This is a genomic window from Frankia sp. Mgl5 (genome assembly GCF_023242985.1).
GTDB lineage: Bacteria > Actinomycetota > Actinomycetes > Frankiales > Frankiaceae > Parafrankia > Parafrankia soli.
In genome coordinates, this window is record NZ_JALKFY010000805.1 from 1 (window position 1) to 22,590 (window position 22,590).

The window sequence follows — 22,590 nt, forward strand, 5'->3', positions numbered from 1 at the left end:
CGCGTCGGCCAGCTGGTTCATGCCGCGCTCCAGGCCGCGCCGTGCCTCTTCATCGAAGGCAATGATCTTCGGCATATTGGAGTGTTTCCTCCTGGGCTTGAGCCATGCGGAGGAGTGCCTGCCGCCGGCGGGGCCCAAAAGAACCTGATGATCGGGCCGTCGGCCCGGGCACCCGTCGCGCCAGAGGTTGGCACTCAACCCTGTCGAGTGCTAACCCACTTATAGCCTTCGCGAGCCCTGAAAGCAACCGCGCCCGGGACTGTCCCGGCGGTGTCGGGACCCGCCGGGACCCGCCGGGACCCGCCGGCGACCGTCCCCGTTGGTGACCCCGTGATCGGGGGCAGACTGGACGAGTGGGCAGCACGCTGCTCGGTGTGGGGGTTTGCGGATGGGATCCCAGCGGACGCCACCGAGCCGGGATCCGCCGGTGGTGGTGCGGACGGAGCTGTTGCACGAGACGGCCCGGACCAGGGTGACGAGGCTGCTGCTCCCGGCCGGGAGCGTGATCCGCAAGGAACCGCTGGGTCCGGGCGCCCGGTGGCGGCTGCGCCACGAGGTCGACATCCTCGAGCGGCTGGCCGGGGTCGAGGGGGTCGCACACCTGGCGGCCGCCGGGCCCGACGGCCCGGCCCCCGCCCTGCCGGCCGACAGGGGCGGCGTCCCGCTGGCCGATGCCGGCGGCGTCCCGCTGGCCGGCGTCGGCGGCCTCCTGCTGGCCGACGTCGGCGGCGCGGACCTGTCCCGGTGGGCCACGCCCATGGACCCGGCCGAGCTGGTCGACCTGGCCGGGGCGCTCGCCCGGGCGGTGGCGGGGATGCACGGGCGCGGTGTGCTGCACCGGGACATCAGCCCGGCGAACATCGTGGTGAACCGGGCCGGGAACCGGCCGTACCTGATCGACTTCGCGCTCGCGACGACCGCCACCGAGATCCAGCCCGGGTTCGCCCATCACAACGAGATCGTCGGGACGGTGCCCTACCTCGCGCCGGAGCAGACCGGCTGGACGGGGAGCCCCGTCGACCAGCGGGCCGACCTGTACGCCGTCGGCGCCACCCTGTACGAGCTGGCGACCGGCGCGCCGCCGTTCGGCTCGGGTGACCCGCTGCGGATCATCCACGACCATCTCACCCGGGTGCCCGTGGCGCCGTCAGTGGTGAACCCGGCACTGCCGGCCGGGCTGTCGGACGTCGTCATGCACCTGCTGGAGAAGGAGCCGGACGACCGCTACCAGAGTGCCGAGGGCCTGGCCCTCGACCTCGTCCTGGTGCACCGCGGCGCGTGCGTGCGGCCCGGTGAGCACGATCTTCCGGAGCGGCCGCTGACGCCGTCCCGGCTGGCCGGCCGGGAGCGGGAGACCGGCGAGCTCCGCGCGGCGTTCACCGACGCGGTGGCGGGCCGCTGCCGCGGGATTCTCGTCGCCGGGGCGCCCGGGGTGGGGAAGACGTCCCTGGTGAACGAGCTGCGGTCGATCGTGGCCGGTGCCGGCGGCTGGTTCGTGACGGGCAAGTTCGACCAGTACCGGCGGGACCAGGAGTACGACGGCGTCCGCCAGGCGCTGCGGGCGCTGGGCCGGCTGCTGCTGGCCGAGCCGGAGGGCTCCCTGGACGAGGTCCGGGAGCGGCTTCTGGGCAGGCTGGGCCCCGGAGCCGGCATGGCCGCCGCCGTGGTGCCCGAGCTGGCCGCGCTGCTGCGGATCCCGCCGAAGGCGGGCGACCCGATGACCGCGCAGGTACGTGTGCAGCGCGGCGCCGCCGAGACGCTGCGCGCCGTCGCGTCCCGGGAACGTCCGCTGGTGATTTTCGTCGACGACCTGCAGTGGGCCGGTCGGACCCCGCTCGGCGTGCTCGACCTGATCCTCGGCGGCGAGAAGGACCACGAGGGGCTGCTGGTCGTCGGCGCCTACCGGGACGACGAGGTCGACGCCACGCACCCGATGGCGCCGATGCTCGCGCGCTGGCGGCGCCAGCCGGCCGGGCCGCGCCACCTGCGGCTGCGGAGCCTGCCCCCGCCCGACCAGGCCGCCATGGTGACCGACCTGCTGCGGCTGCCTCCGGAACGCGGCCGGCAGCTCGCGCGGCTGATCGCGCCGACCACCGGGGGCAATCCGTACGACACCGTCGAGCTGGTCAACTCGCTGCGCCACGACGGCCTGCTGACCCGGGTGGCCGGCCGCTGGCGGTGGGCGCCGGAGACGCTGCGCGCCAGGCTCGCCCGGGCGGACGTGATCGAGCTGCTGCGCGCCCGGGTGGCGGCGCTGGCCCCGCCCGCCCGGGAGGCACTGGCGGCGGCCGCGTGCCTGGCCGGCCAGGTGGACTTCGAGCTCCTGGCGGCCGCGACCGGGCAGGCGGCGTGGGAGCTTGAGTGGCGGCTCGCCCCGGCGTTCGCACGCGGGCTGCTGGTGCTGGAGACCGACGGGCGACGCGGCGTGCGCTTCCGCCACGACCGGGCGCAGGAGGCCGTCCTGGCCGGCCTCACCGGGCCGGCGGAGCGGGCTCTGCGGCTGGCCCTGGCCCGGCGGCTCGCCGGCCGGCCCGAGTATCTCGCCGTCGCGGCCGCGCAGTACCTGCCGGTGCTCGACGAGGTGCGCCTGCCCGCGGAGCGGCGGCTGACCGCCGACCTGCTGCGGCGTGCCGCCGACGAGGCCACGCTGCTGAGCAACTACCCGCTGGTGGAGCGGCTGCTGGCCGCCGCGGTGGCGTTCACCGACCCGGCGGACGTCGATCAGCTGATCGAGGTGCACACCGGCCGGCAGGCCGCCCTGTACATGCTCGGCCGGCTGGAGGACGCCGACGAGGAGTACGAGATCCTCGGCCGGCTGTGCGCCGACCCGGCGCGGCGCACGGCCGCGACCCTGGTCCAGGTCAGCAGCCTCACCAACCGGGGCTGGGCGGGGGCGGCGCTGAGTCTGGGTTACCAGCAGCTGCGGCGGCTCGGCCTCGCCATCCCGGAGCGGGACGACCTCGACGGGGAGATCGACCGCGGCCTGGACACGCTCGATCAGTGGCTCGAGCGGACCACGACGGCCGACGACCTGCGGCGGGCCCGTGGCGCGGACCGGGCGGGGTCCGGCGCCGACCTGGCGGGGTCCGGCGCCGTCGAGCTCATCAACCGGCTCATGCCCGCCGCGTTCTTCGAGGACCAGCAGATGCTGGCCTGGCTGGCCATACAGACACTGCGGATGTGGATCCGGGACGGTCCCGGCCCGGCCCTGGCCGGCCCTGCCGGCCACGCCGGGTTCGTCGCCGTCGTCCGGCGCGACGACTATCGCACCGGGTGGCGGGCGCTGCGGCGGATCATCGAGGTCTGCCGGGCCCGCGGCTACGAACCCGCGCTGTGGCAGGTGCGTTTCCTGTATGTGCTCGGCACCGGCCACTGGTTCGACCCGCTCGAGGAGAACGTGGGCGCGGCGCGCCGCGCCCTGGAGGGCCTGATCCGCGGCGGCGACCTGCAGAACGCGTGCTGGACCCACTACGCGCTGGTGTACGGCCTGTTCGACTGCGCGCCGTCCCTCGACGTCGTCGCCGCCGAGGTCGACGAGGCGCTGGCGTTCGCCGCGTGCACCGGCAACGGCCACGCCGAGGAGACGTTCCGCATGTACCGGCACCTGACGGACGTGCTCCGCGGCGCGGCCGGCCCCCCGGCGGCCGACGGGACGTCCGACCTGGGCCGGCTGGGCGCGGAGCTGCTGGTCGCCAACCCGCTGACCGCCGCCCAACTGCACATCACCCGGGCGGTCGCCGCGGCCATCCTCGACCACCCGGTGGAGCTGGCCCGGCACACCGCGGGGGCGATGGCGGTGCTGCCGGCCGTCCAAGCCCACTACTCGACGGTGTTGGCGCGGCTGCTGCGCTCGCTGGCGCTGGCCGGCCAGGCCCGGGCCGCGGTGCCGTCCCGGCGGGCCGCCGTGCTGGCCGAGCTGGACGAGTCGATCGACTGGCTGGCGGCGCGCGCGGCCGACGCGCCGTCCAACTACCTGCACCTGCTGCGCCTGGTGGAGGCGGAGCGGGCCTGGGCGACGGGGAAGTTCCGCGAGGCGGCGTACGCGTACGACGTGGCGCAGCGGGAGGCCGCCACCCGGGCCCGGCCGTGGCACCGGGCGCTGATCCTGGAGCGCGCGGCGCGGTTCTACCTGGCGCACGGGCTGGAGGAGGCCGGCCACGCGCTGCTCGCCGCCGCCCGCCGCCACTACCTCGCCTGGGGCGCGACGGCGAAGGTCGCCCAGCTCGACTGGGCCCACCCGGCGCTGCCCGCCGGGCCTGTCGAGCTCACCGGGCCCGGTGGACTCGTCAGGCCTGAGAGCATCACCGGGCCCGGCGGACTCACCGGGCCCGACGCGGCGGGTCCGGCCGCCGACGTCGCCCGCCCGGCGCCGGTGCCGGCGAACGCGTCGGCCGCGGACGCACCGGCCGGGCGGCGCGCCGTCCTGACGACCGGGACCATCGATCTGCTCGGCATCGTCGCGGCGTCGCGCACGCTCAGCTCCGAGACCAACATCGGCGGGCTGCGGGCCAGGGTCGCGGGCATCCTGTCGGAGATGGCCGGCGCGACCGGCGTCCACCTGCTGCTCCGTGACCAGCAGGATCAGGGCTGGCTGGTGCCGGTCGGGGACGGCGGCTCCGTGCCGCTGCCCGAGGCCGCCCGGCGGCGCCTGCTGCCGGCCTCGGTCGTCCGCTACGCCGAACGCACCCGGGAGCCGGTCGTCGTCGCCGACTCGATCCGCGACGACCGGTTCTGCCGCGACCCGTACTTCACCGACATCGACCGCTGCTCCCTGCTGGCCGTCCCCATCATGATCCGGGGCGGGCTGCGGGCGATGCTGCTGCTGGAGAACCGGATGATCCGCGGTGCGTTCGCCACCGAACGCCTCGAAGGGATCATGCTCATCGCCGGGCAGCTGGCCGTCTCGCTCGACAACGCCCTGGTGTACGCCTCGCTGGAGCGCAAGGTCGCCGAGCGCACCCAGCAACTCGCCGCCGCCAACCGGCGGCTGGAGCAGCTCTCGCGCACCGACTCGCTCACCGGCCTGGCGAACCGGCGGCGTCTCGAGGAGGTCCTCGACGCCGAGTGGCACCGCGCCCGGCTGCACTCGCCGCCGATCGCGCTGGCGATGATCGACATCGACCATTTCAAGCTCTACAACGACCACTTCGGGCACACCGCCGGTGACCGGTGCCTGCAGCGGGTCGCCGCCGGCCTGACCGCGAGCCTGCGGCCCACCCATACGGCGGCGCGGTTCGGCGGGGAGGAGTTCGCCGTCGTCATGCCCGACACCGGCCCGGAGACCGCCGTCGAGCTGGCCCGGCACCTGCGCCACGCGGTCGTCGAGCTGGCCGAGCCGCATCCGCTGGTGATCCACCGGATCGTCACCGTGAGCATCGGGGTCGCGGCGACCATTCCCGCCCCGGGCGACGAGGTGGCGGAGTTCGTCGAACGCGCCGACATCGAGCTCTACCGGGCCAAGCGCGGCGGCCGGGACCGGGTGGAAGGCCCCCTCCCGCGCCCCGCCACCCGTTGAGCACCCGGACCACCACGGCGCGGGCGAGGCCGGGCTCGAACGCGGCCGCGGTCCCTTCAACGTCGGCTGAGCGCACCGAACGGGACCTCGACAGTGCCCCACGGCCCGTACCCGGCTGTCAGAGCTGTGGTCATCGTGCGCCTCCGGCCTCCTGCATCGCGGCGACGAACCGCCGCGCCACGTCGATGAGCTCGTGCCCGGGGACGCCCCCGGGTGCGTCGCCGGTCGCGTCGTCGAGCGCGCCCGCCATCAGCGTGACGTCCTTGGCGAGTGTCGGGCCGGCCGGTGTCGCGGCGATGGCGGCCAGGGAGCCGGCGCGCAGGCGCACCCCGGAGGCGACGCACGCCGAGCTGCTGGTCGTCAGGATCGCCGCGAGGCCCTCGGGGTCGATGCCCAGGGATCCGCCGGCCGCCATCGCGGCGTCCGTGAGCGCGATCTGCGCGGCGAACAGCGTGTTGTTGATGAGTTTCGCGTGCGATCCGGCCCCGACCGGGCCGAGGTGGACGACGTGGTCGGACAGCGTCGACAGCAGCTCGCGCGCCGCGGCGACCGCCTCGGTGTCCCCGCCGATCATGATCGTCAACTTGCCGTCCAGTGCCCGGGGGGCACCGCCGCTCACCGGCGCGTCGAGGACGCGCAGGCCGTGCTCCGCCGCCCGCGCGGAGATCTCCCGGATCTGCGTGGGGGAGACGGTGCTGTGCACGAGCACGACGGCACCGGGCCGCAGGGTGTGGACGAGGCCGTGTGGGCCGAACACGATCTCCTGGACGCCGTCCGCGTCGAAGACGCAGATCCCGACCGCGTCGAGCCCCGGATCCATCTCCGCCGGCGTAGCCGCGATAGTCACGTCGGTGCCCGCGAACGGCTCCAGCGAGGCCGCCCGCCGGGCGTACAGGGTGAGGTCGTGGCCCTCGGCCCGGATCCGCTGCGCCATCGGCAGCCCCATGCTTCCCAGCCCGACGAAACCCACCTTCACCACGTCCTCCTTCGGCAAGAATCGACCTGTATCTAACACGCAGGTTCCCTGGTCAGAGGTGACCCCGCCGTACCAGCGCCGCCATGACGCAGGCCGAGGGCGCGAGCGGGATCCACACCGTGATCAGCCGGTACCCGAGGACGGCGGCGAGGGCGGAGGTGGGTGACTGCCCCGCCGCGACGATCGCCGCGGTCAGCGCCGCGTCCAGCGAGCCGAAACCGCCCGGCGACGGGATGAGCGCGGACGCGCTGCTGGCCAGGTAGTAGATGGCGAACACCGCGCCGGCACCCAGCGGGAGATGCAGCGCCCGCACCACGAACAGCAGGGTCGCCGCGTGCAGGAGCGGGATCGCGGTGGAGCCGCCCCAGAGCATCACCGCCCGGCTCGGCACCCGCAGGATCTCCGCCAGCATCCGGGCCTGGACCGTCACGTGCGTCCAGCCGCGCCGGCACGCCCGCCGGATCGGCGGCAGGGCCCAGCCGACCGCGAGCAGCCCGGCCACCACGGCGGCCACCGTGGCGATCAGCCCACCAGGTGGCCCGCTCATGTGCAGGAACCCGCCGGAGAGCAGCGCGACCAGGACCGCGACATGAGTGATCATTCCGGCGGTGGCGTCGAGTCCGACCGCGGCCACCGCCTCGCGCAGGGGGACGCCGTGCCGGTTGAGGAAGCGCAGCTTCACCGCCCCCACGCCGAAGCCGGCGGGTAGCACGTGGTTGGCGACGCTGCCCGCCACCTGCACGGCCAGCATCGGCCCGACGGGCAGCCGCCGGGCGACCGCCCCCTGCAGGCTGGCGGCTCCCGCGATCCAGGTCGGCAGGGCGGCGAGCACCGCGACGGCGAGCCAGCCCGGGTGCGCGGACGCCAGGTGGCGGACGCTCGCCGTGACCGTCGACCAGCTGTGGAGCAGCCAGAGCACCGCGAGCAGCGGGACGACGCAGGCGAGGGCCGTCCGCCACCGGTGGCTCGCCGAGCCCGCCGGCGGCCGCCGGCCGCACGCGGGCTCGGGCCCTACGGCCTCGGCCGGCGCCTCAACGACCATCGCCGCGCTCCGGCACCGTCATGCCCACCCGGGCGCCGCCCACCGCGACAGCCGCCCGGGCCCCGGCCACGGCATCTGCCCCATCCTCGGCATCTGCCGCGGTCCATGCCGCATCGGCGCCATCGGTGCCATCGGCGGCGCCGCCGGCGCCGGTCGGGGCCTGCCCGCTGAGGATGCGGGCGAGGCGCAGGCTGAGCGTCTCCCAGCTCCACGCCGCCCGCATCCACGCGCGGCCGGCCGCGCCCATCCGCTCCGCCTGCCGCGGGTCGTCGAGCAGGTCGATGACGGCGGCGGCCACGGCCGTGCGGTCGTGCCCGTTGACGGCCACGCCGGTGCGGCCGGGGATGACGACGTCCGGTGCGCCGCCCTGGGCGCCGGTGATCACCGGCAGGCCGCTGGCCGCTCCCTCGAGCGCGGAGAGCCCGAGGCCCTCCAGGTCGAGCCCGCACAGCCGGGTGCGTGACGGCATCGCGAAGACGTCCGCCGCGTCGAGGTAGGCGGGGAGGATCTCGTCGGGCACGGGACCGGCGAAGTGCACACCGTCGGAGACGCCGGCCCGCGCGGCCAGGCGGCGCAGGCGGTCCTCGGCGGGCCCGCCGCCCACGAGCAGCAGCCGCGCGTACGGGTGGCGGCGTCGGACGTCGTGCCAGCCCCGGATGAGCGTGTCCTGGCCCTTGCGGGTGACGAGGCGGGCCACACAGATCACGACCGGCTCGTCCGACCAGCCCAGGCCCCGGCGGATCTCGTCCCCGCCGGCGCCCGGCTGGAACCGCTCGGTGTCGACGCCGCCGGTGAGCCGGGCCAGCTCGGTCCCCGGCGGGGTGACCGCCGCGAGCCGGCGGCGGGTGAACTCGGTGAGGTAGGTCAGCACGTCGACCCGCGCGCCGACGGTGGAGACCAGCAGCCGTCCGAACGGCAGCCGGGACCAGGCGACCTCGTGCCCGTGGCTGGAGGCCACCACCCGCTCGACGCCGGCCTCGCGCAGCACCGGCGCGAGCACGCCGAGCGGGGCAGCGGTGGGGAACCACGCCACCTCGCACCCGTGCGCCCGGACGGCGGCCCGCAGCTCCCGCCGGCCACGCGGCGAGGTGATCATGCCGTGCTCGGTGCGGATCACCGGAAAGCCGAGGGTGCGGTCGAACTCGGCGTCACCGGGCTGGGCCGGGGCGAGGACGACGGCCCGGTCCGGGGGCAGGCCGGCCGTCAGCCGGCAGGCGAACGTCTGGATCCCGCCGATCGTCGGCGGGAACTTGTCCGCCACCACCAGCACACGCGGCATGTCGTGGACGGCGGGCAGCGGCTCCCGCGGCCGGGCGATCACCGGGGCGCGCGGGGGGCGTGCGGTGGCGGACGGGCTGCTGGGGCGGGCTGGTGATGGCAGTGGACAACCTCTCACGAAGGGGAGCTTCGCCGCTGGATCGTGTGACGCTGATGAGAGCGCTCCAGGCGCGCGGGTCACCGCTTGTCCCTCGGGCCGGCTCCGGGGTCGAGGGCGCGCATCCCACGATTTTGCCGTCCGCCTGTGGCCGCCTGGTCAGGGCGTTGCCGCCGGCTTCCCGACACCACCGTCCGGCGCGGACCTGGGACTCATCCAGGTTCTACCGGTCCGGCGGGGAACCGCCCGCGGCGGGCAGCGTGAGCGTGACGACGGCGCCGCCGTCGGGATGGTTGGCGGCGGTGGCGGTCCCCTGGTGGGCCCGCGCCACCGCCGCGGCGATGGCGAGCCCGAGCCCGGTGCCACCGAGGCCCGTCCCGCCGCTGTTTCCGCTGGTGCCGGCGCCGCCGTGGTCGCGGGCGCGCGCGGCGTCGGCGCGGCTGAAACGTTCGAAGGCACGCGGCAGGAAGTCCGGGGGGAACCCCGGGCCGCGGTCACGCACCCGCACGACGACGGTCCTCCCGGCCTCACCCGGCCCGGCCCGGACGTCCACGGCGGTGCCGGGCGGCGCGTGGCGGATCGCGTTGGCCACCAGGTTGTCGACCGCCTGGCGGAGCATGTCGGGGTCCGCGTCCACGCCGAGGCCCGGGTCGGCGTCCAGGTGGAGGCGGACCTGCCTGGTCTCGGCGTGGCCGGTCGCGGCGCGGGTGGCCCGCTCGAGGAGGTCGCCGACGTCCAGCCGCCGCGGGGCGGTGATGCCGCTGTCCATCCGGGCGAGCGTGAGCAGTGACTCGGAGAGCCGGATCAGCCGCTCGGTCTCCTCCGTGGCGCCCGCGACCGCGTCGACGAGCTCGTCACGGGTGCGGGCCGGGCGGCTGGCGAGCTCGAGCTCGGCCTTGAGGTTGGTGAGCGGGGTCCGCAGCTCGTGCCCGGCGTCGGCGACGAACGCCCGGTCGCGGGCGCGGGCGGCGTGCAGCCGGCGCAGCAGGTTGTTCATCGTGGCGGCCAGGGCGGCGATCTCGTCGCGGGTCGGGGGCACGTCCAGCTCGGCGGAGCTGTCCGACTCGCTGATGGCGGCGGTCTGCCGGCGCATGCGGTCGACCGGGCGCAGGGCGGCGCCCGACAGCAGCCAGGCCGCGAGCCCGGAGAGCGCGACCATCGGCGCCGTCGCGCTGACCATGATGTTGCGGACGCGGTCCTCGGCCGAGTCGGTCAGATCGGTGCTCGTCGCGACGACCAGAACCCCGTCCCGCGCGCCGGTCCGCACCGGGACGGCCAGCGCGCGCGCGTCGTCATCGTCGCCGCCCGGCTCCTGCAGCTCGCCGGACGTGAGCAACTCCGGGCGGACGAGCGCGGTGGCCACCTGCTCGGGCTCGAGCAGCGGCTCGGGACCGGCGCTGTCGTTCGAGGCGGCGACGGAGCCGTCGGGGCGCAGCAGCTGGGCGGGTCCGGTGCCGTAGGCCCGCAGCTGCGCGGCCGGGTCCGCCGCGGCGGGGACCTGCGCGGCGAGCACGGCCATCCGGGTGCGCAGGTTCGCGTCGACGGAGTTCCGCAGGTTGGTGCGCAGCAGCGCGTAGAACAGCACGCCGGCGGCCGCGAGCACCAGCGTGGTGCCCAGGACGAACAGCAGGGTCAGTCGTACCCGCAGCGGCACGGGCGCTACGTCCCCGTCTCAGCTGTGTCAGCGGTCTCGGTGGTCTCGGTGGTATCGGTGCGGAGGCGGTAGCCGGCGCCGCGGACCGTCTCGATGCGCGACAGGCCGTCCGCCGGGTCGATCTTCCTGCGCAGGTACCGCACGTACTGGTCGACCACGTTGGACGTGCCGTCGTAGCCGAGGTCCCACATGTGATCCAGGATGTAGCTCCTGGTGAGGACCTCGCCGGGGCGCCGCATCAGCAGCTCCAGCAGCGAGAACTCCTTGGCCGACAGGTCGACGGGCTCGCCGGCCCGCTGCACGCTCCGCGCGGCGGGGTCGAGGTGGATGTCGCCGACCCGCAGCGTGGCCGGCCGCTCGACGGCACCGCGGCGGATCAGCGCGCGGAGCCGGGCTGTCAGCTCACCGAAGCTGAACGGCTTGGCGAGGTAGTCGTCGGCGCCGGCGTCGAGGCCGTGGATGCGGTCGTCGACGTCGCCGCGGGCGGTGAGCATCAGGATCGGGGACCACCGTCGGGCCGCCCGGAGCCGGCGGCAGACCTCGAAGCCGTCGAGGCCGGGCAGCATCAGGTCGAGCACGATGGCGTCGTAGGAGATCTCGCCGGCCTGCCAGACCGCGTCCGTGCCGTCGTGCACCAGGTCGACGGCGTAACCCGCTTCGGTCAGGCCCCGGCGGAGCAGGTCCGCCGTGCGCTCCTCGTCCTCCACGACCAGTACCCGCACCGCTCGATCGTAGAAGGCCGGCGCCGTGCCGGCCGTCGCGCCGGACAGGTCGATCGTCACGCCGGGGACGCCGGGGACGCCGGCGCCGCCGGCCCGCGGTGTCACGTGGTGAGCGTGCCGGTCGCCAGCAGCCCGATCAGGATGACGGCGACGGCGATCCGGTAGCCGACGAAGAGGTCGAACGAGTGCCGGGCGACATACCGGAGCAGCCAGGCGATCGAGGCGTAGGCGACGACGAACGACACCAGCGTGCCGACGGCGAGCGGGAGCACGGAGACTCCGCCGCCCACCGCGTCCTTCAGCTCGTAGAGCCCGGCTCCGGTCAGCGCCGGGATCGACAGGAAGAACGACAGCCGGGTCGCCGCCACCCGGTCCAGGTCGCGCACCAGCGCCGTCGACATCGTCGCGCCGGAGCGGGAGAAGCCGGGGAACAGCAGTGCCAGGATCTGCGACGAGCCGACCGCCATGGCGTCGGTGAGGTCGATGTCGTCCTCACCGCGCTTGCGGCGGCCGAACCGGTCGGCGAACCACATCACGGCGCTGCCGGCGAGCAGCGAGCCGGCGACGACCCACAGCGAGGCGAGCGGGCCGTCGATCAGGGACTTGGCGGCCAGCCCGACGGCGACCACGGGCAGCGTCGCGTAGAAGACCCAGCAGGCGAACTTGAAGTCGTGGCGCTGCCGGGCCTCCCGGTCGACGAGCCCGTTCGCGAAGGCGCCGACGAAGCGCCGGATGTCGGCGAAGAAGTACAGCAGTACCGCGGCGATCGCGCCGACCTGGATGACGGCGGTGAAAGCGACGACCGACCTGTCGTCGACGGGGATGTCCATCAGCCCTTCAGCGATCTTGAGGTGGCCGGTGGAGGAGACGGGCAGGAACTCCGTCACCCCCTCGACGATCCCGAGGAGGACGGCCTGGCCGACGCTGATCGCACTCACCGGATTGGATCCCCTGGCTGGTTCGGGCACGGCGGCGCCGCACGCGGTCATGTGCCAGGCAGAGTAGGACGGCACGCATGTGAGGACGATGTGGTGGTCTCCGACGACGCAGGTGGGAGCCCCGGGGACGGCTCTGCGGGACCGCAGCCAGGCCCCGGGCAGGGCGTCGGAATACAGTTCCCGACATGAAGAGCGAAGTTCTGCGGATGTCGCGGGACGTCGCCGCGCGCATCGAGCGACGGTGACGCCCGAGCCCGGGCCGGGCGAGGGTAGGTCGGGTGAGGACAGGGTGCGGCTGGTACGCCTCGAGGGCGCCGTCAACGTCCGTGACCTGGGCGGCTACCCGACCATGGACGGGGGTCGGGTGCGCTGGGGCCGGGTCTACCGGTCGGCGGCGCTGCACCGCCTCACCGCCGCCGACCTGGCCACCGTCGAGCAACTCGGCCTGCGGGTCGTCTACGACCTGCGGACCGAGGCCGAGATCGAGCGGGCGCCGTCGCTGCTGCCCGGCGGGGTCCGGTGCGAGCGGCTCGCCATCGGCGGCAGCGCGGCGCGGACCAGGGAGTTGACCGATCTCGTCGTCGCGGGCCGGCTGGCAGAGGTGCCGCCGGACTTCCTCACGCGCGTCTACGACGCGATGGCCGAGACGGGCGCACCGACGTTCGGTCGCCTCCTCACCGGGCTCGCCGAGCCGGACGCGACGCCGGCCCTGTTCCACTGCACGGCCGGCAAGGACCGGACCGGGGTCGCCGCCGCGCTGCTGCTCTCGCTTCTCGGCGTCGACGAGGCGGTGATCCTCGACGACTTCGAGCTCAGCGCCGTCCACTACACCGACCCCAAGATGGCGCGGCTGCGGCGCCGGCTCGACGGCACCGACGTGGACGTCGAGCGTTACCGGGCCGTGTTCGGCGCGCCCAGGGAGGCACTGGGCACGCTGCTGGCGGCCCTCACCGAGCGGCACGGGTCGGTGCAGGGCTACCTCGAGGAGGCCGCCGGGACCGCCCCCGACCTGCCCGAGCGGCTGCGAGCCCAACTCGTCGAGCCGCTCGGGCAGGGATGAGGATGCCTCAGGAGGCGCCCTCGACCACCTCCACCGCGTTGCCGTCCGGGTCCTGCAGCACGGCGATGCGCACACCGGGCCCGATGGACGCGGGGCCGTGCGTCACCTTGCCGCCGTGGGCGGTGGCCCGCTCGACGATGCCGTCGAGATCGTCCGAGTAGAGGGTGATGTAGCGCAGACCGGTCGCGGCGAAGAAGTGCGTGGCCGGCTCGGTGACCGCCGGCGCCCGCTTGGGAACCATCACCTTGATCACGATGTCGGACGTCCGCAGTCGGTGCACGACTCCGGGGCCCGCCTCGATGCCGGGCAGGCGCTCCATCCCGAACGTGGTGGCGTAGAACTCCGCCAGGGACTCGTCGGTGCTGACCAGCCCGACCTCGATCCGCTGCAGCGTCAAGGCACTCCCTCAGTAGGCTTCGCCGGCTTCCGGTCCGCCGGCCCCGGTCGTGCTTCGGTGCCCGTCGCGCGGGCGTGGCTCACCGCGGCGTCGCCTTGACCGGGAGCTTCGCCCAACCGCGGACGGTGGAGGTGCGGGCCTGCACGGCGCGGTCGTAGTCGACCTCCCAGTGGTTCCAGCGCTTGAGCACCTCGTCCAGCGCCACCCGTCCCTCGAGGCGGGCCAGCGCGGCGCCCAGGCAGAAGTGCAGCCCGCGGCCGAAGCTGACATGCCGGCTGATCGACCGGTGGATGTCGAAGCTGTCGCCGTCGACGAACTGGCGGTCGTCACGGTTGGCCGAGCCGTTGAGCAGCACCATGACGCTGCCCTCCGGCACCGTCTGGCCGTGCACCTCGACGTCCCGGGCGACGTAGCGGGCCTGGATGGGGGAGGGCGCCTCGAACCGCAGCACCTCCTCGATCACCTGGTTGACCAGCGAGCGGTCCTGCGCGACCTGCCGCAACTGGTCCGGGTGCTCGGCGAGGATCTTCCCGGTCCAGCCGATCAGCCGGGCGGTCGTCTCGTTGCCGGCGCTCGCCAGCATGTTCACGTAGGTCAGGACCTCGGCCCGGGTCAGCCGGCGGGTCGTGCCCGTCTCGTCCTCGAACTCGGCGGTGAGCAGGTCGGTCATGAGGTCGTCCGAGGGGTTGCGCGCCCGCCAGTCGAGGTAGTCGGCGAACATGCCCTCGGAGCGGGCGAGGGGATCATCGGGCAGCGGCTTCGGTGCGCCCTCGGTGAGGGTGAGGCCCTCGTCGATGGCGTCGCGGATCGCCTCCTGGTCCTGCTCGGGGATGCCGAGCAGCATGCCGATCGTGCGCATGGGCATCTGGGCGCCGAGGTCGGCGATGAAGTCGAAGTCGCCGGCGGCCACCAGCGGGTCCAGCGAGCGGGCGCAGAACTCGCGCACCTCCGGCTCGATCGCGAGCATCCTGCGCGGGGTGAAGACCCGGCCGAGGATGCCGCGGTGCAGGTCGTGCAGGGGCGGGTCCTCGAAGAGGATGTTGCCCGGGGGGAAGCGGATGTCCGACCTGATCAGCTCGATGAGCGTGCCGCGGCCCGAGAGGAAGATGTCCGGCTCGCCCATGGCCTTCTCGACGTCGTCGAACCGGCTGACGGCGTAGAAGTCGTACTTGGCGTTGTAGTACAGCGGCACGGAGTCCCGCATCCGCCGCCAGAGCGGGTACGGGTCCGCGTCGATCTCGAAGTCGTACGGGTCGTAGTAGACGTCGCCGGTGGCGTCGCTGGTTTCCGTCGTCACCGTCGTCATCGCCGCGCCCCCGCCAGCGCGGTCGCGCGGGGGCGCCGGTCTGCCGGCGTCCTCGAGGGCGCTGTGATCTCGGATGCGTCCGCCACGGTCCATGCTCCTTGTCGCCGTCCTGCCCGGTGCGCGCCGACGCATGCCCGGCCCAACCGTCTGGCCTGGGCATATCGTGTGTCGGATTACGCCCCCCACAGAATCATCTAATTGTATGGCGCAGTCAACATTGTCTCCGGGGCTGATCTTTACCGGTGGACCACCGTCGACAGGCCCGCACGGCTGGTACAGCATGGGGGCGTGACCGGTGCGTCCGTGCGGGTGGTGCTGCTCCAGATCGCCTGTCCGGACGACGAGTCGCCGGCCGACCGCGGCGCGCGGGTCCTGGCCGATCTGCGCGGGCTCGGCGCGGGCGAGGCCGACCTGGTCGTCCTGCCCGAGCTGTGGCGCACCGGCTACTTCCACTTCGACCGCTACAGCGAGGATGCCGAGGAGCTGGCTGGCCCCACGATCGGCGCGCTGCGGGAGGTGGCGGCCGAGCGCGGCCTGCACATCGTCACCGGCAGCATCGTCGAGCGCGCTCCCGCTGGGGCGCTGCACAACACCACCGCCCTCGCTGGCCCGGACGGAGCCCTCCTCGGCCGGTACCGCAAGATCCACCTGTTCGGTCACGAATCCGCCGAGGCGACGCTGCTGACCGCCGGCGACGACGTGTTCGCCGCGCCGACGTCGCTCGGGGCCGTCGGGCTGGCCACCTGCTACGACCTGCGGTTCCCCGAGCTGTTCCGGCTGCTGGTCGACCGCGGCGCCGAGGTGGTCGTGGTGGTGTCGGCCTGGCCACTGGCCCGCCTGGAGCACTGGGAACTGCTGGTGCGGGCCAGGGCCGTCGAGAACCAGGTCTTCGTCGTCGCCTGCAACGCCGCCGGCCGGCACGGGGGAGTGGAGCTGGCCGGCACCAGCCTCGTCGTCGACCCGTGGGGCACCGTGCTGGCCCGCGCCGGCACCGGCCCGCAGGTCCTGCGGGCGGTGCTGGACCGGGCCAGGCTGTCTGCCGTGCGCGCCGACTTCCCGGTGCTCACCCACCGCCGGCTCGGCCTCTCCTCTCGGGCGCGTGGGTAGATCGACATGGTTCGAGTGATTTGTGAGGTTCGCCACCTGGTGGGGGTCGGGGCGGTCGCGCGACGGGCGGCGGGCGGCGCCTGACACCGCTCCGCGGCCGTCGCCGAGGCGCCCCGGGCAGGTCGGCTGACACGGACAGGCGGGCCGCGGGCCGCGCGCCGCGGGCGTCCCGGAGCTGCCTGGCGGGTGGGTGTTCCCAGGTCAGGGCGGGCCTGCCCGGCTCAGGGCGAAAGCCAAGTTCCTGCTGACTGGAAGTCAAGATCTGGGCCGGTCGGGCCCCAGGTCCGGCTCCCGGCCGCGGGATGTCGACCGACCCCCCCGGGGCGATACCGGTGTCTAGCCGGTCGGCTAGCGTGGCAGTCACGTCCCCGGCGTCGACCGCGGGAGGCGGGGCGCGGCCGGCGCAGGGGGGCATGCCCGGGCGGGGACCGTCCGGTGGGGTGGGCCCACAGGCCGCCTCGGCCGCCGCTCAGACCCATCGGGTGAGTTTGATTCTCGCGAGCGGAGCCGATAGTTTCCTCGCACCGAGAAGGAGCCTTCCGGAAACTGACAGTGACACTTACCTCATCATGATCGGCCGGGGCAGGGCTGGCAGCGCTCGCAGCGCTGCGCCGAAACCGCTGTGGCGATGAGGTTCGGGGCACCGTCGCGGCGCGCGAGAAGAATCGGAAACGCGAATGTCACCCCCGACCCACGGGCCGGCGGGGAGCGGAACCAGTGGCCTCGTCCTCCTGGCTCCGTCGGTCCCGCGGCCTGATCGCCGGCCGACAGCGGCAACGCTGTTCTCGGTAAGGCGAAACGGTCATCCGCGAGTCGCGGGCACGCTGTGTCGTCCCGTGGCTGGCCGGTGTTCCGTCGTGGTTCCCGCGGTGCGTGCTCGCCGGTTTCCGGCAGCGATTCGGTTGCTCCAGCATGCCCAGCCCGACCGGACTCGGTTGATCCGCGTTGTCCGGCCGCCCAGGTAGGACCCGGGCGACCAGGTCGCATCCAGGCGATGCGGCCGGTCGGGATAGCAAGAGGAGGAGATCCGTGAGACCCCGTAGAACTGTCGCGGCCGTCGCTGCCCTCGCAGCGGTGACCGTCTTCGTCGCAGGATGTGGCCGCGACTCGGGCGGCGAATTAGGGAGTGAGGACACTCCCGCCACCCAGGGGTCCACGGCCGCCGCAGCGGGTGACTTCGGTGACCTGAAGGACGTCTGTGGCACCGGCGACCCGAAGGGCGCGCCCGCTCAGGGCGTGACCGCGAGCGAGATCAACGTCGGTGTCTTCAGTGACGTCGGCTTCACCAAGAACTCCGAGTTCGATGACGCCGCCAAGGTGTTCACCTCCTGGTGTAACGAGGCCGGCGGCATCAACGGTCGCAAGATCTCCTACAACCTGCGCGACTCGAAGATCTTCGAGGTCCGGCAGCGGATGATCGAGTCCTGCCGCGACGACTTCGCGATCGTCGGCGGGGGCAGCGCCCTCGACGCCGGTGGGGTCGAAGAGCGGCTCAAGTGCCTGCTGCCGGACATCCCCGCGCAGACGAGCCAGCCGGAGAACATCGGCTCGGACCTGCAGATCGACGCGATCGGCGCCGGGCACTCCTACATCCGTTACGCCGGTTACTTCAACTGGCTGCTGAAGGAGGCCTACCCGGCCTCCGCCGGCGCGGTCGGCATCATCGCCGGTGACTCCCCGGTGACCAAGACCATCGGTGACCAGACCGTCGAGGCCGTGCAGAAGGCCGGCGGGACGGTCGCCTACAACGACCTCTACCCGGCGGCCGGCGTCTCGGACTGGACCCCCTACGCGCAGGCGCTGAAGAGCAAGGGCGTGAAGGGCTTGGTCTTCCAGGGCGACTTCCGCAGCCTCGCGAAGCTCGAGCAGGTGCTGTCGTCGATCGACTACAAGCTCGACTGGATCGACGCCAACAGCAACGCCTACGGATCGGCGTTCGTGGAGCTCGCGGGCGACGCCATCAAGGACCAGAACAACCTGGCCGACCTCAGCGGAGTCGCGCCCCTCGAGGTCGCCGACGAGGTCCCCGCCGTCAAGCAGGTCCTGGACCTCTACAAGAAGTACGCGCCCGACGCGGAGATCACCTTCCCCGCGCTGCGCGCCTTCTCGTCCTGGCTGCTGTTCGCCGAGTCGGCCAAGGAGTGCGGCGACGACCTCACCCGCAAGTGCCTCTACGACACGGCGCGTGAGCAGACCAAGTGGACGGCCGGTGGCCTGCAGGCCTCGGTCGACATCACCAAGGCCGACGCGCCGCTGAAGTGCTTCAACGTCGTGCAGGCCAGCGCGGACGGCTGGAAGCCCGCGGACTTCGACGCCGACACCGGTGTCTTCCGCTGCGACGCGCCCTCCGTCAAGTACACCGGCTCGTACGGCACACCGCTGACCCTGGCCAGCGTCGGCAAGAGCCTGAGCGACCTCAAGTAAATGGAACAGCTGTTCACCTTCGGGATAGTGGGGCTGAGCACCGCCGCGATCTACGCCATCATCGGCAGCGGTCTGGTGCTCACCTACACCACCACCGGCGTGTTCAACTTCGCGCACGGTGCCGCGGGCATGATGGCCGCGTTCGTGTACTGGCAGCTCACCGAGGGCTGGGGGCTGCCGGTACCGATCGCGCTGGTCCTGGTACTGGCCGTGCTCGCGCCCGGTTTCGGCCTCCTGGTCGAACGGGTGGTGCTCCGGCCGGTCCAGGGCCTGGGCGAGGCCGAACGCCTGGTGATGACGGTCGCGATGCTGAGCGGTCTCATCGCGGTCGCCCGGTGGATCTGGGACCCGAACGAGGCGCGGTCGCTGCCGACCTTCTTCGCCGACCGCGCCGCGATCGACATCGGGCCCGCCACGATCACCTGGCACCAGGCCCTGACGATGATCGTCGCGGTGGCGGTCGCGGTCGGCCTGCGCGTCCTGCTCTACGGGACGCGCATCGGCGCGGAGATGCGGGCGAGTGTCGACGACCGGGCGCTGGTGGGCCTCACCGGCGCCAACCCGGTCCGCTCGAACCAGGTCGCCTGGATCCTCGGCACCCAGCTGGCGGCGATCGGCGGCATCCTGATCGCGCCGTCGGTCTCGCTGGACGCCGGCCAGCTCTCGCTGCTGATCGTCAGCGCCTACACGGCGGCCATCTTCGGGCGGCTGCGCAGCCTGCCGCTGACCTTCCTCGGCGCGGTCGTCGTCGGGTGCCTGGAGAGCTATCTGACCGGGTACCTCCCGAGCAACGACTACCTGCCAGGGCTGCGGCTCGCGGCACCCGCGCTGCTGCTGTTCCTGGCGCTGCTGGTGTTCCCGCACCGGCGGCTGCGCGGCCGGGACACGAAGGCACGCCCGGTCGCGGTCCCGTCGGTGCGGGGGACCCTCGTGTTCGCCGGGGCGATCGTGGTGTTCGGGATCGTGCTGGCCTCGGTACTGGGCGAGGGTGACCTGATCACCTACGGGCAGATCTTCTCGTTCGGTGTGATCGCGCTGTCCTACGTCCCGCTCGCGGGTTACGCCGGGCAGATCTCGCTGTGCCAGCTCAGCATGGCCGGCATCGGCGCCGCGGTCTGGGCGCACATGGGTGCCGACGGCGGGATCTGGGCGCTCGCGGCCACCGTGGTGATCTCGGGGGCGGCCGGTGCGCTGGTCGCGCTACCGGCACTGCGGCTCTCCGGCGTGTACCTGGCGCTGGGTACGGCGGCCTTCGCGGTCATCCTCGACCGGTGGATCTTCACCCTTCCCGCGTTCGACCTGTTCGGGGCGAAGATCTCGCTGTACGACGGGGGAACGGTCGACGTGTCCGGGCCGTCGCTGTTCGGCTGGCATCTGGACAGTGGCTCCGAGCTGATGGTGTTCTCCGCGGTCTGGCTCGCGCTCACCACCCTGGCGGTGGCGTGGTTGCGCCGTGGCAGGTTCGGTCGTCAGCTCATCGCGCTGCGGGACAGCGAGGCGGCCTACGCCACCCTCGGTGGCAACCTGCTGCGGTCCAAGGTGGCGGTCTTCGCGATGTCCGCGGGCATCGCGGGCCTCGGCGGGGCACTGTACGGCATGCAGCAGCGGTCGGTCACCGCCGAGCAGTTCGGTCTCGTCGCCGGCCTGCCGCTGTTCCTGATCGCCGTGATCGGCGGCCTCACCTCGGTGGGCAACGGCCTGTTCTCGGGGGCCGCGCTGGGCGGATCGTTCCCGGTGATCTCCGCGGCGGGGACGTTCGCGCAGAACATCACCTCGGTGCTGCCCGGCCTCGCCGGGCTCGGGCTCGCGCGGAACCCCGACGGCGCCGTCCCGGAGATGCGCGCCGGCGCCGAGCCGCTCGGCCGGAACAAGCCCGTCCTGGCCGGGCTCATCGGCGCGCTCGTCGTGCTCTGGGTTCTCCAGCTCGGCGACGTGCTCGACGGCTGGCTGACCTTCAGCCTGGCACTGGTCCTGATTGTCGCGGCCCAGACCTACGCGCAGGTCCGGGAGGCGAAGCCCGTCGAGTCGGACGTCCCCGTCGAATGGTGGGGCGTGCGCCGGGCCTGGCGTCGCGAGGACGAGGAGGTGCTGGCCCGTGGCATTGCTGGAGGTTAAGAACGTGACGGTCGCCTTCGGGGGCGTTCGCGCCCTCGACGGCGTCGCCATCGCGGCCGAGAAGGGGCGGGTCACCGGGCTGATCGGGCCCAACGGGGCCGGCAAGAGCACGCTGTTCGACGTGATCTCCGGGCTGCGCCGGCCGTCGTCCGGGCAGGTGTTCATCGACGGCCACGACGTCACCCGGCTGGGCCCGTCACGGCGCAGCAAGCACGGGCTGGCCCGGACGTTCCAGCGGCTGGAGCTGTTCGGCCGGCTGAGCGTGCGAGACAACCTCCTCGTCGCCGCGGAGCTGGGCCCGGAGCGCCGCAACGCGGCGACCCTGGTCCCCGAGGTACTGGACAGGCTCGGCCTGACCGGCATCGCGGACACCTCCGCCGACACGCTGCCGACGGGCGTCGCCCGGCTGGTGGAGGTGGCCCGGGCGCTGACGGTCCGGCCGAAGCTCCTCCTGCTCGACGAGCCCGCCGCCGGGCAGGACGCCGAGGAGACCGAGCGCTTCGCCGACCTGCTGCGCTCGCTCGCCGCCGACGGGACCACCGTGGTCATCGTCGAACACGACATGGATCTGGTCATGAGCGTGTGCGACGACCTGTACGTGCTCGACCTGGGCAAGGTCATCGCCGCCGGCTCTCCGGAGGAGATCCGGCGCGACGAGCTCGTCCTGGCCGCCTACCTGGGAGACGCGGCATGACACCTCTCCTGGAACTGCGGGACGTCCGCGCCGCCTACGGGAAGATCACCGTCCTGCACGGCGTGAGCCTGAGTGTCGCGGCGGGTCAGGTGGTAGCCCTGCTCGGGCCGAACGGCGCGGGCAAGACGACCACGCTGAAAGTCGCGGCCGGCACGCACCGGGCCGAGTCGGGCCGGCTGCTGCTGGGCGGGCGCGACATGACCGGAGCGAACCCCCGCGATCTGGCGCGCGCGGGGGTCTGCCTCATCCCGGAGGGGCGCGGGGTTTTCCCGAACCTGTCCGTCCGGGACAACCTCCTGATGATGACCTTCACCGGTCGTTCCCGGGAGCAGATCGAGGAGATCGCGTTCGCGCGGTTCCCCATCCTCGCGAAGCGCGCCAACCAGGCCGCGGGAAGCATGTCGGGCGGGGAGCAGCAGATGCTCGCCCTCGCCCGGGGGCTGGCTACCGACCCCGCCGTCCTGCTCCTCGACGAGCTGTCCATGGGGCTGGCCCCGCTGGTGGTCGCCCGTCTCTACGAGCAGGTGGCCGAGATCGCCCAGCAGGGCGTCGCCGTCCTGGTGGTGGAGCAGTTCGCCGCCGCGGTTCTCGGTATCGCCGACCACGCGGCGGTACTGGTGCGTGGACGGGTCGAACGCCAGGGCGCCCCCGACAGCGAGTTGCGCGCCGAACTATCCGCCCTCTATCTGGGGAGTTCCACATGACGTCCACTGACGCGCGCGCGGACCGCTTCGTCCGCGAGCTCGGGGAGTTGAAGATCCCCGACCCGGCGGCCGGCCGGCCTCAGCTGTGGGTACGGCTCGGGGTGGCGTTCATGGTGGTCGGCGCCGCTCTCGGCGTGACGGCGTACGCGATGTCGCACGGCACCCGGGACCCGCTCGTCCAGCGCGACGCCCTCGCGCTCGGCCTGGGCGGCGTGGTCGCGAGCGTGGTGGGGGCGGCGCTGTTCCTGCGCTACTCCCTGACCGGCTTCCTCCGGTTCTGGATGGCCCGCCAGTCCTACGACCTCGCTCAGCTCGGCGACCGGCTGGCCGGGGTCGAGGCCGTCACCGCCCCGGCGGCCCCGGCGGCCCCGGCTGCCGCGGCTGCCGCGAACGGTGCGGTCGCCACCTCGGCGGCCGAGCCCGCCGCGGAGCAGCCCGCCGCCGCCGAGGCGCCGGTGGAGACGCCCGAGGCAGCGGCCTCCGAGACGGCGGCGCCGGCCGCGGAGCCGGCGACGAAGGAGTCCGTCTCGACCTGACCTGGCGGTCCTGAAAAGGCTTGCG

16 protein-coding genes are annotated in these 22,590 nt (G+C 73.6%); 8 read left to right on the forward strand and 8 right to left on the reverse strand.

What is annotated here, in order from left to right:
• Window positions 1–388: 388 nt before the first annotated feature.
• Window positions 389–5,515, forward strand: a complete 5,127-nt coding sequence (locus tag MXD62_RS29255; RefSeq protein WP_248832610.1) for a diguanylate cyclase — start codon at window positions 389–391, stop codon at window positions 5,513–5,515.
• A 130-nt stretch (window positions 5,516–5,645) separates the two neighbouring features.
• Here the strand turns inward: MXD62_RS29255 and MXD62_RS29260 are convergent, their stop codons facing one another.
• The 6 genes from MXD62_RS29260 to MXD62_RS29285 form a co-directional block, all read right to left on the reverse strand.
• Window positions 5,646–6,491 carry an NAD(P)-dependent oxidoreductase gene (locus tag MXD62_RS29260; RefSeq protein WP_248832629.1) on the reverse strand — a complete coding sequence of 282 codons (846 nt, stop codon included), beginning with the start codon at window positions 6,489–6,491 and terminating at the stop codon, window positions 5,646–5,648.
• Window positions 6,492–6,543: 52 nt separating this feature from the next.
• Window positions 6,544–7,533 (reverse strand): lysylphosphatidylglycerol synthase transmembrane domain-containing protein, encoded by a 990-nt coding sequence (locus MXD62_RS29265; protein WP_248832611.1) that lies wholly within the window; start codon window positions 7,531–7,533, stop codon window positions 6,544–6,546.
• Window positions 7,523–8,929: a glycosyltransferase family 4 protein gene (locus tag MXD62_RS29270; protein WP_308301346.1), complete on the reverse strand. Its 1,407-nt coding sequence runs from the start codon at window positions 8,927–8,929 to the stop codon at window positions 7,523–7,525. Before MXD62_RS29270 ends, MXD62_RS29265 begins: the two co-directional genes overlap by 11 nt.
• Before the next feature lie 202 nt (window positions 8,930–9,131).
• Window positions 9,132–10,562 (reverse strand): ATP-binding protein, encoded by a 1,431-nt coding sequence (locus tag MXD62_RS29275; RefSeq protein WP_248832612.1) that lies wholly within the window; start codon window positions 10,560–10,562, stop codon window positions 9,132–9,134.
• Window positions 10,563–10,567: 5 nt separating this feature from the next.
• Complete coding sequence (locus MXD62_RS29280) at window positions 10,568–11,284, reverse strand: response regulator transcription factor (protein ID WP_248832631.1); 717 nt, start codon at window positions 11,282–11,284, stop codon at window positions 10,568–10,570.
• 101 nt (window positions 11,285–11,385) lie between these two features.
• A complete protein-coding gene (locus MXD62_RS29285; RefSeq protein ID WP_248832613.1) occupies window positions 11,386–12,222 on the reverse strand; it encodes an undecaprenyl-diphosphate phosphatase in 837 nt (278 codons plus the stop codon).
• Between the two features lie 289 nt (window positions 12,223–12,511).
• Between MXD62_RS29285 and MXD62_RS29290 the strand changes: the two genes are divergently transcribed.
• Window positions 12,512–13,282 carry a tyrosine-protein phosphatase gene (locus MXD62_RS29290; RefSeq protein ID WP_248832614.1) on the forward strand — a complete coding sequence of 257 codons (771 nt, stop codon included), beginning with the start codon at window positions 12,512–12,514 and terminating at the stop codon, window positions 13,280–13,282.
• A 7-nt stretch (window positions 13,283–13,289) separates the two neighbouring features.
• Here the strand turns inward: MXD62_RS29290 and MXD62_RS29295 are convergent, their stop codons facing one another.
• Window positions 13,290–13,679, reverse strand: coding sequence for a VOC family protein (locus MXD62_RS29295; RefSeq protein ID WP_248832615.1), 390 nt, complete (start codon window positions 13,677–13,679; stop codon window positions 13,290–13,292).
• A 79-nt stretch (window positions 13,680–13,758) separates the two neighbouring features.
• A complete protein-coding gene (locus tag MXD62_RS29300; RefSeq protein WP_248832616.1) occupies window positions 13,759–14,985 on the reverse strand; it encodes a cytochrome P450 in 1,227 nt (408 codons plus the stop codon).
• Between the two features lie 303 nt (window positions 14,986–15,288).
• Here MXD62_RS29300 and MXD62_RS29305 point away from each other — a divergent pair, with 303 nt between their 5' ends.
• The 6 genes from MXD62_RS29305 to MXD62_RS29330 all read left to right on the forward strand — a co-directional run bounded on the left by MXD62_RS29305 (window position 15,289) and on the right by MXD62_RS29330 (window position 22,565).
• A complete protein-coding gene (locus tag MXD62_RS29305; protein WP_248832632.1) occupies window positions 15,289–16,092 on the forward strand; it encodes a carbon-nitrogen family hydrolase in 804 nt (267 codons plus the stop codon).
• Between the two features lie 1,029 nt (window positions 16,093–17,121).
• A complete protein-coding gene (locus MXD62_RS29310) occupies window positions 17,122–18,516 on the forward strand; it encodes an ABC transporter substrate-binding protein (RefSeq protein WP_248832617.1) in 1,395 nt (464 codons plus the stop codon).
• Window positions 18,517–20,631 carry an ABC transporter permease gene (locus MXD62_RS29315; RefSeq protein ID WP_248832618.1) on the forward strand — a complete coding sequence of 705 codons (2,115 nt, stop codon included), beginning with the start codon at window positions 18,517–18,519 and terminating at the stop codon, window positions 20,629–20,631.
• Window positions 20,612–21,325 (forward strand): ABC transporter ATP-binding protein, encoded by a 714-nt coding sequence (locus tag MXD62_RS29320; protein ID WP_020461395.1) that lies wholly within the window; start codon window positions 20,612–20,614, stop codon window positions 21,323–21,325. The genes MXD62_RS29315 and MXD62_RS29320 overlap by 20 nt, the downstream gene beginning before the upstream one ends.
• A complete protein-coding gene (locus MXD62_RS29325) occupies window positions 21,322–22,029 on the forward strand; it encodes an ABC transporter ATP-binding protein (protein ID WP_020461396.1) in 708 nt (235 codons plus the stop codon). The genes MXD62_RS29320 and MXD62_RS29325 overlap by 4 nt, the downstream gene beginning before the upstream one ends.
• A complete protein-coding gene (locus tag MXD62_RS29330; RefSeq protein ID WP_248832619.1) occupies window positions 22,026–22,565 on the forward strand; it encodes a hypothetical protein in 540 nt (179 codons plus the stop codon). The genes MXD62_RS29325 and MXD62_RS29330 overlap by 4 nt, the downstream gene beginning before the upstream one ends.
• The last annotated feature ends 25 nt before the right edge of the window (window positions 22,566–22,590 follow it).